Here is a 15974-nt window from a genome sequence, read left to right on the forward strand (position 1 = left end):
TCCGGCTCGATCTTTTACACTTCCAGGTAGTTCAGTATACCGTCAGCGGCTTTACGCCCTTCGGCAATCGCCGTTACCACCAGATCGGAACCGCGAACGATATCACCACCGGCGAAGATTTTCGGGTTGCTGGTCTGGAACGCGTTATCGCTGCCTTCTGGCGCAATCACGCGGCCCTGCGAATCCAGCTCAACGCTGTGCTTCGCCAGCCACTCCATGCTGTGAGGACGGAAACCGAACGCCATCACCACGGCATCGGCCGGGATCACGTGTTCAGAACCGGCGACGATCTCGGCGCGTCGACGGCCTTTCGCATCCGGTGCGCCCATCTCGGTACGCGCCATCATCACGCCGCTCACTTTACCGTTGGCATTCACTTCAATACCCAGAGGCTGGATGTTGAACTGGAACTCCACGCCCTCTTCACGCGCGTTTTTCACTTCGCGTTTAGAGCCCGGCATGTTCTCTTCGTCGCGACGGTAAGCACAAATGACGTGTGCCGCATTCTGACGAATGGAGGTACGCACGCAGTCCATCGCGGTATCACCGCCGCCCAGCACCACCACGCGTTTGCCTTCCATGCTGACGAACGGCTCATCGGCAGTTTCGCCGTAGCCCATGATCTGCTTGGTGTTGGCAATCAGGAACGGCAGCGCGTCGTACACGCCCGGCGCGTCTTCGTTCTCCAGACCACCGCGCATGGACTGATAGGTGCCCACGCCCAGGAACACGGCGTCGTAATCCTTCAGCAGGTCGTCGAGCTGCACGTCGCGGCCCACTTCCACGTTAAGTTTGAACTCAATGCCCATGCCGGTGAAGATTTCACGGCGACGGGTCATGACCTCTTTTTCCAGCTTGAAGGCCGGGATACCGAAGGTCAGCAGACCGCCGATCTCCGGATGACGGTCAAAGACTACCGCCTTCACGCCGTTGCGGGTCAGCACGTCCGCACAGGCCAGGCCCGCCGGGCCCGCGCCGATGATTGCCACACGCTTGTCGGTTTGACGCACGCCGGTCATATCCGGACGCCAGCCCATCTCGAACGCTTTATCGTTGATGTAGCGCTCGATGTTGCCGATGGTCACCGCGCCAAACTCGTCGTTCAGCGTACAGGAACCTTCACACAGACGGTCCTGAGGACACACGCGGCCACACACTTCCGGCAGGGTGTTGGTCTGGTGAGAGAGCTCGGCGGCTTCAAAAATACGTCCTTCGTTGGCCAGCTTCAGCCAGTTCGGGATGTAGTTATGTACCGGACATTTCCATTCGCAGTAAGGGTTACCGCAGGACAGGCAGCGGTCTGCCTGCGCTTTGGCCTGGCCCTCTGAAAACGGCTCGTAGATTTCAACAAATTCAATTTTGCGGATCTTCAGCGGTTTCTTTGGCGGATCAACACGCTGCAGGTCGATAAACTGGTATACGTTCTGGCTCATCTGAATTCCTTACTGCGCCTGCACGCGCAGCTCTGCTGCGCTACGACTACGGTGACCCAACAGGGCTTTAACATCGCTGGACTTCGGCTTAACCAGCGCGAATTTCGCAGAGAACGCCGGCCAGTTAGCCAGGATCTCCTCGCCGCGCGAAGAACCGGTATGCTGCACGTGTTCGGTAATCAAACCGCGCAGGTGTTCTTCGTGGATAGCCAGCGTGTCAACGTCCAGCACTTCCACCAGCTCCGGGTTCACGCGTTTGCGGAACTCACCGTCTTCGTCCAGGACGTAGGCAAAACCACCCGTCATGCCCGCGCCGAAGTTCACGCCGGTTTTACCCAGAACGCAAACAATCCCGCCCGTCATATACTCACAACCGTTATCGCCGATGCCTTCCACCACGGTGATGGCACCGGAGTTACGCACCGCAAAACGCTCGCCCGCACGGCCTGCTGCGAACAGACGACCGCCGGTCGCGCCGTACAGGCAGGTGTTACCGATAATGCTGGCTTCATGGCTGCGGAAGGCTGAGCCAACCGGAGGACGCACCGCCAGCAGACCACCCGCCATGCCTTTGCCGACGTAGTCGTTGGCATCGCCGGTCAGATACAGCTCAACGCCGCCTGCGTTCCACACGCCGAAGCTCTGACCCGCGGTACCGCTGAAGTGCGCGGTAATCGGATCCGCCGCCAGCCCCTGGTCACCGTGCGTTTGCGCGATGTAACCGGAGAGGGAGGCTCCCACGGAACGGTCGGTGTTGCGGATATCAAACCAGAACGTTTTGCTCTGCTTGTCGTCCACATACGGCTTCGCCTGCTGCAGCAGCTGCGCGTTCAGCACGCCGTTATCGAACGGCGGGTTGTTCTCGGTGCAGTAGACCGCTTTGCCAGGATGCGGCTGCGCGGTTTCCAGCAACTTGCTCAACTCCAGCTTCTGCTGCTTGGCGGTGAAGCCTTCCAGCTCTTTCAGCAGATCGGTGCGGCCAATCAGGTCTACCAGACGCTTCACGCCCAGCTGCGCCATCAGCTCGCGGGTTTCGCGGGCGATGAACTCAAAGTAGTTGGTCACTTTGAACGGCAGGCCGTGATAGTGGTTCTTACGCAGCTTCTCGTCCTGGGTTGCAACGCCGGTTGCGCAGTTGTTCAGGTGGCAAATACGCAGGTATTTACAGCCCAGCGCGACCATTGGACCGGTACCGAAGCCGAAGCTTTCCGCACCGAGGATCGCCGCCTTGATGATGTCGAGGCCGGTTTTCAGGCCGCCGTCCACCTGCAGACGGATCTTATGACGCAGGCCGTTAGCCACCAGCGCCTGCTGGGTTTCCACCAGGCCAAGCTCCCACGGGCAGCCTGCATATTTCACGGAGGAGAGCGGGCTTGCACCGGTACCGCCGTCATAACCCGCGATGGTGATAAGGTCCGCATAGGCCTTCGCCACGCCGGTCGCGATGGTGCCGACGCCCGGTTCGGAAACCAGCTTCACGGAGATCATCGCCTTCGGGTTGACCTGCTTCAGGTCGAAAATGAGCTGCGCCAGGTCCTCGATAGAGTAAATATCGTGGTGCGGCGGCGGGGAGATCAGCGTCACGCCCGGTACGGAATAGCGCAGTTTGGCGATGTACGGGGTAACTTTATCACCCGGCAGCTGACCGCCTTCGCCCGGTTTCGCACCCTGAGCGACCTTAATCTGAATCACGTCGGCGTTGACCAGGTACGCTGGCGTCACGCCAAAGCGGCCGGATGCCACCTGCTTGATACGGGACACCTTGTTGGTGCCGTAACGCGCCGGATCTTCACCGCCTTCGCCGGAGTTAGAGTTGCCGCCGATGCTGTTCATGGCTTCCGCCAGCGCTTCGTGGGCTTCCGGGCTCAGCGCGCCGATGGACATCGCCGCGGTATCGAAGCGTTTGAACAGCTCGGATGCAGGCTCAACCTCGTCAATGCTGACCGCTTCATCACCCGGGTTCAGGGCAATGAGGTCGCGCAGCGTCGCCGCCGGACGGTTGTTTACCAGCTCAGCGTACTGCTGGTAATCACGGTATTCGCCGCTCTGAACCGCCTGCTGTAGCGTGCGCACCACGTCCGGGTTATAGGCGTGGTATTCGCCACCGTGGACGTACTTCAGCAGACCGCCCTGATCCAGCGGCTTACGTGCCAGCCAGGCGCGTTTGGACAGGTTCACCAGATCCTGCTGGAAGTCAGCAAAACCGGCGCCGCCGATGCGGCTGACCACGCCCTGGAAGCAGAGGTTGGCGACCTCGTCATGCAGGCCGACCGCTTCAAACAGCTTCGAGCAGCGGTAGGAGGCAATGGTCGAGATGCCCATTTTGGACATGATCTTGTACAGACCTTTGTTGATGCCGTTACGGTAGTTCAGCATCACCGCGCGGTAATCTTTGTCGATCGCGCGGGTATCCACCAGACGGGCCAGCGTTTCGTAGGCCAGGTACGGGTAGATCGCCGTCGCGCCAAAGCCCAACAGCACGGCAAAGTGGTGCGGGTCGCGGGCGCTGGCGGTTTCAACAATGATGTTGGCGTCGCAGCGCAGGCTCTTATCGACCAGACGCGTCTGAATAGCCCCCACCGCCATTGGGGCTGGAACCGGCAGACGGTTTTTCGCGATATTGCGGTCGGACAGCACCAGCAGAACGGTACCGTTACGCACCATCTGTTCGGCTTTGTCGCACAGCGCATTCACCGTCTCTTCGAGGGTCGCTTCGGTCACGTCGAAGGTAATGTCGAGCGTGTCGGCGCGGTAGTGATCCTCTTTCAGCGTAGTGAGCTGTTTGAAATCGGAGTACAGCAGGATCGGCGATTTAAAGGTCAGACGGTGCGCCTGGCCTTCGGCTTCGCAGAAGACGTTCATCTCGCGACCAATGCTGGTTGCCAGCGACATCACGTGCGCTTCACGCAGCGGGTCGATCGGCGGGTTGGTTACCTGCGCGAACTGCTGGCGGAAGTAGTCATAAATGATGCGCGGCTGGCTGGAGAGCACGGCAAACGGGGTATCGTCACCCATGGAGCCGACCGCTTCCTGACCGTTTTCACCCAGTACGCGGATGACGGAGTCCAGCTCTTCCGCGCTGTAGTTAAACTGCTTCTGGAAGCTTGCGAGGGTATCGTCGTCCAGCTCGCGGCTGCCTACTTCTTCGTCCGGCAGATCTTCGAACGGCACCAGACGACGCACGTTTTTCTCCATCCACTCTTTGTACGGGTGGCGGCTCTTCAGATCGTTGTCGGTTTCGGCGGAGTGCAGGATGCGCCCACCGCGGGTGTCGATTACCATCAGCTCGCCCGGACCGACTCGGCCTTTCTCGACCACTTCGTCAGGCTGGTAATCCCAGATACCGACTTCAGAGGCGCAGGTGATGAGCTTGTCTTTAGTGATGACGTAGCGTGCCGGACGCAGGCCGTTACGGTCCAGGTTACAGGCGGCAAAACGACCGTCGGACATGACGATGCCCGCCGGGCCGTCCCACGGCTCCATGTGCATGGAGTTAAAGTCGAAGAACGCGCGCAGCTCAGGGTCCATATCCGGGTTGTTCTGCCAGGCCGGCGGCACGAGCAGACGCATGGCGCGCACGATATCCATCCCGCCCGCCAGCAGCAGTTCCAGCATGTTATCCATCGAGCTGGAGTCAGAGCCGGTTTCGTTCACGAACGGCGCGGCATCGTGCAGATCGGGGATCAGCGGCGTCTGGAATTTATAGGTACGGGCGCGGGCCCACTGGCGGTTACCGGTGATGGTGTTGATCTCGCCGTTGTGCGCCAGATAGCGGAACGGCTGAGCCAGCGGCCAGCGTGGAACGGTGTTGGTGGAGAAGCGCTGGTGGAACAGGCAAATGGCCGATTCCAGACGCAGGTCCGCCAGGTCCAGGTAGAAGCGCGGCAGGTCAGCCGGCATACACAGACCTTTATAGATGTTCACCAGGTTAGAGAGGCTACAGACGTAGAACTCTTTATCGTCCTGGAGACGTTTTTCAATGCGGCGGCGGGCAATAAACAGACGGCGTTCCATATCACGCGGACGCCAGCCCGCAGGCGCGTTGACGAAAATCTGTTCAATACGAGGCAGCGAGGAGAGGGCGATTTCACCGAGCACCCCTTCGTTGGTTGGCACATCGCGCCAGCCGACAATCGACAGGGTTTCACGCTGAAGTTCTTCTTCGACGATGCGGCGTGAGGCGGCAGCCTTTTCAGGATCCTGATTCAGGAACAGCATGCCGACAGCGTAGTTTTTGGCTAAACGCCAGCCGCGCTCTTCCGCCACGATGCGGAAGAAACGATCCGGTTTTTGCAGCAGCAGGCCGCAACCGTCGCCGGTTTTACCATCGGCAAGGATGGCGCCACGGTGCTGCATACGGGCCAGTGCGTGAATAGCGGTACGCACTACCTTGTGGCTAGGTTCGCCTTCTATGTGGGCGATCAGGCCGAAACCACAGTTATCCTTCTCAAGGGATTTATCGTACAACATATCAGTGAACCTCCCCAGGCTCGTCGGGCTTCCCACTGAACTTTACCGTGGCGCACAGGCACAGAAAGAGCATGGCGACGGGGTTTGCGTTTCATACGCGGACCTCGCATTCGCCCTCTTTTTCATCCTTTCGCGCAGGTAAACAAGTTTGAGGACTTGCTTCAGAGGGAATCTCAATTACTGCATAAATATGATGAGCAGGCCGCTCATCCAGAAAGCTTCCAGCGGATTTCCAACTTATCGGGAATTGGTACACAGGTCAAATGGCAATCTTATTTATACAAAAATGTGCTAAAGAGAGTTTATCTGTTTGTATTTTAAGGTTATTTAACTAATTTTACATTGAATGAATGCCCTGAAAGAGCACAGCGGAGTGTGATCTGACTCACTATATGAAAGCGGTATTATCCATGTAGCGTGCTGAATAGCGGTTTTATAGCAGAACAATAATCTGGCATTGGCCGCAAACCCGCATAAACACACTGTTTTTCAGTGATGGCGCTATAAATGAAAAAAACAATCAGAACATAAGGAAAAGTAATCACATGCGGCGTGAATGAAATTGCAGTAATCCTGAGTATTTATTCATATAGATAAAGGCCGTCCAGGGCGATTGATCCAGGTCATCGCCGACAGAGGCTAAAAATGGCAGGCTTGTCCCCTTTCTCCGGGACGGTCTATCAGATTATGCAGTTACAGAAATTAGTCAATATGTTTGGTGGGGATCTTTTGCAGCGATACGGACAAAAGGTTCATAAGCTGACGCTGCACGGCGGGTTTAGCTGCCCGAATCGCGATGGCACCATCGGGCGCGGCGGCTGCACCTTCTGTAACGTTGCGTCGTTTGCCGATGAAGCGCAGCAGCATCACTCTATCGCGGAACAGCTCGCCCATCAGGCGAGCCTGGTGAACCGCGCGAAGCAGTATCTGGCCTATTTCCAGGCCTACACCAGCACGTGGGCGGAGGTGCAGGTGCTGCGCTCGATGTATCAGCAGGCGGTCAGCCAGGCTAACATCGTAGGGCTGTGCGTGGGGACGCGCCCGGACTGCGTACCGGACGCGGTGCTGGACCTGCTCAGCGAGTACAAAGAACAAGGCTACGAAATCTGGCTGGAGCTGGGCTTGCAAACCGCGCACGACAAAACTCTGCACCGCATCAATCGCGGTCATGATTTCGCCTGCTACCAGCGCACCACGCGGCTGGCCCGTGAGCGTGGGCTGAAAGTCTGTTCGCATCTGATTGTTGGGTTACCCGGCGAGGGTCAACAGCATGCTCTCGAAACGCTGGAAAAGGTGGTTGAGACCGGCGTGGACGGCATTAAGCTGCATCCGCTGCATATCGTTACGGGAAGCATTATGGCGAAAGCCTGGGAAGCAGGGCGGTTAAGCGGTATTGAGCTCGACGACTATACGGTGACGGCAGGGGAGATGATTCGCCACACGCCGCCGGAAATTGTCTACCACCGCATCTCCGCCAGCGCCCGCCGTCCAACGCTTCTGGCACCGCTATGGTGTGAGAACCGCTGGACGGGGATGGTGGAAATCGACCGCTATCTACAGGAGAACGGTGTACAGGGGTCGGCGCTTGGCCGCCCGTGGGTTCCCCGTCTACCGGCGACGGCCGCCTAACAGGCTTCCCAGCATGCCGCGCACTATCTGATTGGTGACCTGTCGTGCGGCACTTTTCGCCATGGTTTGTACCACGCCGTCGCGCTTGCCGCCGCGCGGCCCGGTGCTGCCGAACAGGATGTCTTTGAGCCCCCCGAGAATACCGTCATCCACGGCGACAGACTGCCCTTTTGCGGCAGGCGCATCCTGCGATTCCGTTGTCGCCTGAACCCCTTTTTGCAGCATCTCGAACGCGGACTCCCGGTCCACTTCGTCTTCGTACTTTCCGTAAACCGGAGAGTGGTTAATCAGGCCGTTGCGTTCATCGTCGGTAACCGGCCCCATGCGCGAGCAGGGTGCGATCACCATAGCGCGTTCCACCACGGACGGGCTGCCCTTCGCATCCAGGAACGAGATCAGCGCTTCACCGGTGCCTAACGCCTGAATCGCCGCTTCGGTATCAAAGGCCGGATTGGCGCGCATGGTTTGCGCGGCGGCTTTTACTGCTTTCTGATCTTTTGGCGTAAAGGCGCGCAGGGCGTGCTGCACGCGGTTACCGAGCTGACCGAGCACGTTATCCGGGATATCCGACGGGTTTTGCGACACAAACCAGACGCCAACGCCTTTGGAGCGGATCAGGCGAATGACCTGTTCAATTTTATCCAGCAATACCTGCGGCGCATCGTTAAACAGCAGGTGCGCTTCGTCAAAGAAGAAGACCAGCTTCGGTTTTTCCAGATCGCCCGCTTCCGGTAGCTGTTCGTACAGTTCGGAGAGCATCCACAGCAGGCTGGCAGCGTAGAGCTTTGGCATCTGGTAGAGTTTTTCCGAACTCAGAATGTTGATGATGCCTTTGCCGCTGCTGTCGGTGCGCATCCAGTCTTTGATATCCAGCATGGGCTCGCCAAAGAAGTGTTCGGCACCCTGTTGCTCCAGGGTCAGTAGCCCACGCTGAATGGCGCCCACCGAGGCGCTGCTGATGTTGCCGTACTGATTCTGGAAGGATTTAGCGTTATCGCCGATGTACTGGGTAATGGCGCGCAGATCTTTGAAATCAAGCAGCAGCAGTCCCTGATCGTCGGCAATACGGAAGATAATGTTCAGCACGCCGGACTGCACGTCGTTGAGGTTAAGGAGCCTCGCCAGGAGAAGAGGACCGAGATCGGAGACGGTGGCGCGCACCGGGTGCCCTTTTTCACCAAAGATATCCCACACTACCACCGGATTGCTGTGGGGCGTCCAGTCCGTGATGCCAATATTCTTCAGCCGTTCGAGCAGTTTTTCAGAGGCCGTCCCTTCCTGAGCCACACCGGTTAAATCGCCTTTCACGTCAGCCATAAAGACCGGTACGCCAATCTCCGAAAGCGACTCCGCCAGCTTTTGCAGGGTGACGGTTTTCCCCGTCCCGGTCGCGCCGGTGATCAGACCGTGGCGGTTCGCCATCGCGGGCAGTAAATACAGCTCTTTTTCCAGCGTCCGGGCAATTAACAATGGTGTACTCATGATGCGCTTCCTCTCTTTGTCCTGGGTGGAGTATAGGCAACCTGGCCGCAATTTGGTTGAGTAAATTCCTGACTTTGCGGCGCATTATCCAGCGCGGACTATGCTTTTGCATACGGTTCACAACATTTTGGGAATGTATGTCCAGATTCTTTTTTAATGATCGCAAACAACTGGTTAACGATGCTATTGAAGGCATTCTGATTTCTGCTCCGCACGGAAACCTCGTCAAGCTTGATGTTGATCCTGCCATTCGAATTGTTGCGCGCGGTGACTGGGATAAAAGCCGCGTAGCGGTGATCTCCGGTGGGGGTTCCGGCCACGAACCGGCGCATGCCGGGTTTGTCGGAAAAGGGATGCTGACGGCGGCGGTATGTGGTGACCTCTTTGCCTCGCCGAGCGTGGATGCGGTGCTGAATGCCATTGTGGCGGTCACGGGCGATCGCGGCTGTCTGCTGATCGTCAAAAACTACACCGGTGACCGCCTGAACTTTGGTCTGGCGGCGGAAAAGGCCAAACGCTACGGCCTGAAGGTGGAGATGGTGATTGTGGCGGACGATATCGCGCTGCCGGACAACAAGCAGCCGCGCGGTATTGCCGGTACGGCACTGGTGCATAAGATTGCGGGCTATGCGGCGGAGCAGGGGAAATCGTTGAGCGAGGTGCGGGAGATTGCGCAACAGGCCTGCGATAACCTCTGGAGCCTGGGCGTTGCGATGCAAACCTGCAACCTGCCGGGCAGCGACGAGGAAGAGGGGCGCATTAAGCAAGGCCACGTTGAGCTGGGTCTGGGCATTCACGGCGAGCCCGGCGCTTCCGTCGTAGATACGCAGAACAGCAAAGCCATTATCGACACGCTGGTGACGCCGCTACGCGCGCAGGCGGGTGAGGGGCGTTTTGCGGTATTGATTAACAATCTTGGCGGCGTATCGGCGCTGGAGATGGCGCTGCTGACCAAAGAGCTGGCGCACTCGGCGCTGAAAGAGAATATCGCGTACCTGATTGGCCCTGCGCCGCTGGTGAGCGCGCTGGACATGAAAGGCTTTTCTCTGACGCTGCTGAAGCTCAACGATTTCTTCGAAAAGGCTATTCACGCCGGGGTCGAGACGCTGGGCTGGCAGAAGCCCGTCGCGTTTGCGCCGCTGCGTACCGTGGCGCATAGCGCCATTCACGATCGCGTGGAATACACCCCGTCTGACAATCCGCAGGTGGGTGAGTATGTCTCCTCGGTAACGAGGACGCTGATACAACTCGAAAACCGCCTGAACGCGCTGGATGCCAAAGTGGGTGACGGTGATACCGGCTCTACCTTTGCGCAAGGCGCGCGGGATATTGCGCAGCGCCTGGAGGAGCGCAAACTCCCGCTTGATAACGTATCGACGCTGCTGCTGCTGGTGGGCGAGCGGCTGGCAACGGTGATGGGCGGATCGAGCGGCGTATTGATGTCGATCTTCTTCACGGCGGCTGGACAAAAGCTCCACGACGGGCAGCCGCTACCTGAGGCATTGCTCGGCGGACTGGCGCAGATGAAGCAGTATGGCGGCGCAGATCTTGGCGATCGCACGCTGATCGACGCGCTGCAGCCGGCGCTGGAAGCCTTGCAGAAAAAAGATCTTCAGGCAGCGGCGAAAGCCGCACTGCAGGGGGCAGAGGCAACGGCGAAGATGGCAAAAGCCGGTGCGGGGCGCTCGTCGTATGTGAACAAAGAGAATCTGGATGGGGTAATGGATCCGGGAGCGGTCGCGGTAGCGGAAGTATTTAACGTATTGGTACAGCAGTGAAAGTAGGCCGGGTAAGGCGAAGCCGCCACCCGGCACTGTCACATCAGAAATCCGCTTTCAACACCACGCGGTAGCGGGCTTTGCCGTCACGCACGTGCTGGATGGCTTCGTTGATTTTCGACATCGGATACAGTTCGGTGGTCGGGGCCACTTTGGTGCGTCCGGCAAACTTCATCAGCTTGCGCAACTCGTACGGCGTACCGGTTGCAGAACCGGATATGCTGCGATCGCCGCCGATCAGGGTAAACGCCGGAACCGGCAGCGGCTTCATCACGGCACCTACGGTGTGGAAGTTACCGCCGTAGGCCAGCGCTTCAAAATACGGCTGCCAGTCGAGATCGACGTTCACGGTATTGATGATCAGGTCAAACTGCCCTGCCAGCGCGTTCAGCGCTTCAGGATCGCGGCTGTTCACGACTTTATCCGCCCCCATCGCCAGCACTTCTTTCTCTTTCGCCGGGTTCGAGCTAAATGCCGTCACTTCGCAGCCCATCGCGTGCAGCAGCTTGATGGCGATATGCCCAAGGCCACCAATACCGATGACGCCCACGCGGCTGGTGGCGGTGATATGATGCATCAGCAGCGGCTTGAAGACGGTGATACCGCCGCACAGCAGCGGACCGGCGGATTCGATATCAATGCTGTCCGGCAGCGGGATGACCCATTGCCAGTCGGCGCGCAGCTTGTCGGCAAAACCGCCTTTATTCAGGATGGTGGGTACGGCGCCTTCGAGGCAGTTGATCTGGTTGCCGCTGATACAGGCGTCGCAGTGGCCACAGCTGCGTGCCGTCCAGCCAATGCCCACGCGCTGGCCCACTTTCAGCCCTTTGTCCTGCGCGGCGCTACCGAGCGCCACGACGCGGCCAATGACTTCGTGTCCGGCAACCAGCGGATAGCTCGAGAAGCCCCATTCGTTGTCGATCATCGAGAGATCCGAGTGGCAGATCCCGCAGTAATCAACCTGTACTTCGACGTCTTCTGCTTTTAGTACGCCTGCATCGTACTCGTACAGCTCAAGTTCTGCACCCGCCTGCGGTGCGGCGTAGCTTTTTATCTTCGACATCGTGTTTCCCCTGTTGTGGTGTGAACTGTGAGTGTAGAGCATCCAGTTTACAGCCGCTTAACAGAAGAGGGCAGGAACGAAAGTTACAGACTTTTCAGCATCCTGACTTCGCAATCAACGTGGCCGGTACAGCCCAGCGGCGCATCGATATGCTCAAAGCCGAGATGCTCATACAGGCCGATGGCCTCTTTGAGGAAGGCGGTGGTTTCGAGGTAACAGCGTTTGAAACCCTGGGTGCGCGCGTATTCCAGGGCAACCAGCGCCAGCTTTTTCGCCAGGCCCTGTCCGCGAACCGACGGGAGAAAATACATTTTCTGCAGCTCACAAATATCCGGCTCGCTGCAGCTCAGTGGTGCCACGCCGCCGCCGCCCACGACCTTGCCATTCTGCTCGATAACCCAGTAGGCATGGCCAGGCTGGTTGTACAGATGGAAAAGTTCATCGAGATTAGGATCGGCCACGGTGTAGCCTTTATCGGCTGTCAGCCCATATTCGGCGGAAACCGTGCGGATAACAGCGGCAATGGCCGGGTTGTCCTGCTCAGCGATCCGACGCATTGTCGTCGCGACGGGGGTAATCACGCTCATAGCATTACTCATTACAAAAATTGACACACAACTGCTGTTAATAGCACCGCAGAAAGGGGAGTGCAAGCGAGGAGTTTTCAGGAAGGGTACCCCTTACGCCCTGAAGCGTAAGGGGTAATAGTATTACAGGGCAGCAATAACCGCCTGCTGCTCAATCAGCTTGGTCTTCGCATCGGCGAAGGCAACCAGACGCTCACGCTCTTTCGCGATGACCGCTTCCGGCGCGCGGGCGACAAAGCCTTCGTTCGCCAGCTTGCCTTCGATTTTGCCAATTTCCACGTCGACTTTCGCCACTTCTTTCGCCAGACGCGCCAGCTCGGCGTCTTTGTCGATCAGGCCCGCCATCGGGATCAGCAGCTCGGCGCCGTCGATGATTTTGGTCACGGAAACCGGACCTTTGTCATCCGCAGGCAGCACGGTGATGCTTTCCAGACGCGCCATGGTCTTCAGGAAGGTGTTGTTCTCGGTGACGCGACGAACAGCCGCTTCGCTGCAGCCGCGCAGCAGCAGCTCCAGCGGTTTGCCAGGGGCGATGTTCATTTCAGCACGAATGTTACGCACCGCAACGATAGCCTGTTTCAGCCACTCGGTATCCGCTGAAGCCGCTTCATCAACCTTAGCCGCATCGAATTCCGGGAACGGCTGCAGCATGATGGTATCGGCGTTAATGCCTGCAATCACCTTCACGCGCTGCCAGATGGTTTCGGTGATAAATGGAATGACCGGATGCGCCAGGCGCAGCAGACCTTCCAGAACGGTAATCAGCGTGTTGCGCGTGCCGCGCAGCTCCGCCTCAGTACCGCCGTTCATCACCGGCTTCGCCAGCTCCAGATACCAGTCGCAGAACTGGTTCCAGGTGAATTCATACAGGATGCCCGCCGCGATATCGAAGCGGTAGCTGTCCAGCGCCTCGCGGAACGCTTTCACCGTCTGGTTGAATTCCGCCAGGATCCAGCGGTCCGCCAGAGACAGGGTCATTTCGCCGCCGTTGAAGCCGCAGTCCTGATCTTCGGTGTTCATCAGCACGAAGCGGCTGGCGTTCCACAGCTTGTTACAGAAGTTACGGTAACCTTCCAGACGCTTCATGTCCCAGTTGATGTCACGCCCGGTCGAGGCCAGTGCCGCCAGGGTGAAGCGCAGGGCGTCGGTACCGTGAGACTCGATCCCGTTCGGGAACTGCTTCTCGGTACGCTTGCGGATTTTCTCCGCCAGCTGCGGCTGCATCATGTTGCCGGTACGTTTTTCCAGAAGGTCTTCCAGAGAGATACCGTCAACCATATCCAGCGGGTCGATGACGTTACCCTTGGACTTGGACATCTTCTGGCCTTCGTCGTCGCGGATCAGACCGGTCATGTAGACGGTATGGAACGGAACCTGCGGCTTGCCGTCTTCGTCTTTGATGAAGTGCATGGTCATCATGATCATGCGGGCAATCCAGAAGAAGATAATGTCGAAGCCGGACACCATTACGCTGGTTGGGTGGAACTGACGCAGCGCGTCGGTGTTTTCTGGCCAGCCGAGGGTGGAGAAGGTCCACAGCGCGGAGGAGAACCAGGTATCCAGCACGTCTTCGTCCTGACGCAGCGCAACGTCCGCGCTCAGGTTGTTTTCCTGACGCACTTCGTCTTCGGTGCGGCCAACGTAGACGTTACCGTCGTTGTCGTACCACGCCGGAATACGGTGACCCCACCACAGCTGGCGGGAGATACACCAGTCCTGAATGTCGCGCATCCAGGAGAAGTACATGTTTTCGTACTGCTTCGGCACGAACTGAATGCTGCCGTTCTCAACCGCTTCAACAGCCGGTTTCGCCAGCACGTCGGCACGCACGTACCACTGGTCGGTCAGCATCGGCTCGATAACCACGCCGCCACGGTCGCCGTAAGGCACGGTCAGATCGTGAGGTTTAATTTCTTCCAGCAGGCCGAGAGCGTCGACTGCTGCAACGATCGCTTTACGCGCGGCAAAGCGTTCCAGCTTCTGGAACTCCGCCGGGATGTCGCTGGAGTAAACGTCAGACTCTTCGCCTTTGGTGTCATACACTTCTGCGCTTTCGCGGATATCGCCGTCGAAGGTCAGGATGTTGATCATCGGCAGGGCGTGACGACGACCGACTTCATAGTCGTTGAAGTCGTGCGCAGGGGTGATTTTTACGCAGCCGGTGCCTTTTTCCATGTCGGCGTGTTCGTCGCCCACAATCGGAATACGGCGGTTTACCAGCGGCAGCACCACGAATTTTCCGATCAGATCTTTATAACGTGGATCTTCCGGGTTAACGGCCACGCCGGTATCGCCCAGCAGGGTTTCCGGACGGGTGGTTGCGACCACCAGGTAATCTTTACCGTCGGCGGTTTTTGCGCCGTCGGCCAGCGGATAGCGGATGTGCCACATGGAGCCTTTAGACTCGCGGTTTTCCACTTCCAGATCGGAAATTGCGGTGCGCAGTTTCGGGTCCCAGTTTACCAGGCGCTTGCCGCGGTAAATCAGGTCTTCTTTGTACAGGCGCACAAAGACTTCTTTCACGGCGTTGGACAGGCCTTCGTCCATGGTGAAGCGCTCGCGCTCCCAGTCCACGGAGTTGCCGAGACGGCGCATCTGGCGGGTAATGGTGCCGCCGGATTCTGCCTTCCACTGCCAGATTTTGTCGATGAACGCGTCGCGGCCGTAGTCGTGACGGGTTTTACCTTCTTCAGCGGCAATTTTACGCTCAACCACCATCTGGGTCGCGATACCCGCGTGGTCAGTCCCCGCCTGCCACAGGGTGTTTTTACCCTGCATGCGCTGGTAGCGGATCATGGTGTCCATGATGGTCTGCTGGAAAGCATGTCCCATATGCAAACTGCCGGTGACGTTCGGCGGCGGGATCATGATGCAGAAGGACTCTTTGCTTTCGTCGCCGTTAGGCTTGAAATAGCCCTGCTGTTCCCAGTGCTCGTAAAGCGGCTGTTCGATATCGCGTGGGTTATATGTCTTTTCCATTATTTCCAGGTTGCCGTATTCAGGTTAAAACCAGCCAGGCGGTACGCTTTATAGCGTTCGCGCGCCAGTTGTTTCAAAGATTCTTCGTAAGGGACAAAGTCTACCACTTCTGTGAAAGCGGTGGCAAAATCTGCAAAGTCTACCCGCAGGCTGATGAGAATATCGCGCGCGCTGCTGTTGCGCTTCTGCGGCCAGGCAATTTCTACCGGCGCACCGCCGCGCGGGCCTTCGCCCGACAGGTTGTGCGGCACAAAGCTTTCCGGCGGGCGGGCCCACAGCGCTTCATCAAGGCGAATCGCCTGCTGCTCATCTTCACAGGCAATCAACACGCGTTTACCTGCGCGCCAACGTTCTGCGGCAATGTCACACACCAGCTGTTCGACGGCGCTGAGGCCATCCTGATGGGTGTCGTTGTCCAGAAGGTAGAACGTTGCATTCTTCATATATGGGGCTTCTTGTCGTGGATTTAAATGCAAAGCCGGGTGGCGCTACGCTTACCCGGCCTACGGTTGAGTGACGCTCCAGGCCGGGTAAGGCGAAGCCGCCACCCGGC

9 protein-coding genes are annotated in these 15974 nt (G+C 58.2%); 2 read left to right on the forward strand and 7 right to left on the reverse strand.

Features of this window, described 5'->3' with window-relative positions:
* Nucleotides 1–14 precede the first annotated feature (14 nt).
* Nucleotides 15–1433: a glutamate synthase small subunit gene (locus tag KK102_RS12400; protein ID WP_216357706.1), complete on the reverse strand. Its 1419-nt coding sequence runs from the start codon at nucleotides 1431–1433 to the stop codon at nucleotides 15–17.
* A gap of 9 nt (nucleotides 1434–1442) precedes the next feature.
* On the reverse strand, nucleotides 1443–5903 hold the full coding sequence (gene gltB / locus KK102_RS12405) for a glutamate synthase large subunit (RefSeq protein ID WP_216357707.1): 4461 nt from the start codon (nucleotides 5901–5903) through the stop codon (nucleotides 1443–1445).
* 687 nt (nucleotides 5904–6590) lie between these two features.
* On the opposite strand from gltB, the gene mnmL reads away from it, so the two are divergent.
* Nucleotides 6591–7532 carry a tRNA modification radical SAM protein MnmL/YtqA gene (gene mnmL, locus KK102_RS12410; protein WP_216357965.1) on the forward strand — a complete coding sequence of 314 codons (942 nt, stop codon included), beginning with the start codon at nucleotides 6591–6593 and terminating at the stop codon, nucleotides 7530–7532.
* On the opposite strand, the gene KK102_RS12415 is transcribed toward mnmL, so the two are convergent.
* Nucleotides 7512–9014 (reverse strand): helicase HerA-like C-terminal domain-containing protein, encoded by a 1503-nt coding sequence (locus KK102_RS12415; protein ID WP_109492456.1) that lies wholly within the window; start codon nucleotides 9012–9014, stop codon nucleotides 7512–7514. The genes mnmL and KK102_RS12415 overlap by 21 nt on opposite strands.
* 137 nt (nucleotides 9015–9151) lie before the next feature.
* Between KK102_RS12415 and KK102_RS12420 the strand changes: the two genes are divergently transcribed.
* Nucleotides 9152–10792 (forward strand): dihydroxyacetone kinase subunit DhaK, encoded by a 1641-nt coding sequence (locus KK102_RS12420; RefSeq protein WP_216357708.1) that lies wholly within the window; start codon nucleotides 9152–9154, stop codon nucleotides 10790–10792.
* 43 nt (nucleotides 10793–10835) lie between these two features.
* On the opposite strand, the gene ahr is transcribed toward KK102_RS12420, so the two are convergent.
* The 4 genes from ahr to holC form a co-directional block, all read right to left on the reverse strand.
* Nucleotides 10836–11855: an NADPH-dependent aldehyde reductase Ahr gene (gene ahr / locus KK102_RS12425; RefSeq protein ID WP_126545337.1), complete on the reverse strand. Its 1020-nt coding sequence runs from the start codon at nucleotides 11853–11855 to the stop codon at nucleotides 10836–10838.
* A gap of 83 nt (nucleotides 11856–11938) precedes the next feature.
* Complete coding sequence (locus KK102_RS12430; RefSeq protein ID WP_216357709.1) at nucleotides 11939–12442, reverse strand: GNAT family N-acetyltransferase; 504 nt, start codon at nucleotides 12440–12442, stop codon at nucleotides 11939–11941.
* A gap of 123 nt (nucleotides 12443–12565) precedes the next feature.
* Nucleotides 12566–15421: a valine--tRNA ligase gene (locus tag KK102_RS12435; protein ID WP_126545335.1), complete on the reverse strand. Its 2856-nt coding sequence runs from the start codon at nucleotides 15419–15421 to the stop codon at nucleotides 12566–12568.
* Complete coding sequence (gene holC, locus KK102_RS12440) at nucleotides 15421–15864, reverse strand: DNA polymerase III subunit chi (protein ID WP_010436086.1); 444 nt, start codon at nucleotides 15862–15864, stop codon at nucleotides 15421–15423. The genes KK102_RS12435 and holC overlap by 1 nt, the downstream gene beginning before the upstream one ends.
* Between the last annotated feature and the right edge of the window lie 110 nt (nucleotides 15865–15974).

Source organism: Enterobacter quasimori (assembly GCF_018597345.1).
Classification (GTDB): domain Bacteria; phylum Pseudomonadota; class Gammaproteobacteria; order Enterobacterales; family Enterobacteriaceae; genus Enterobacter; species Enterobacter mori.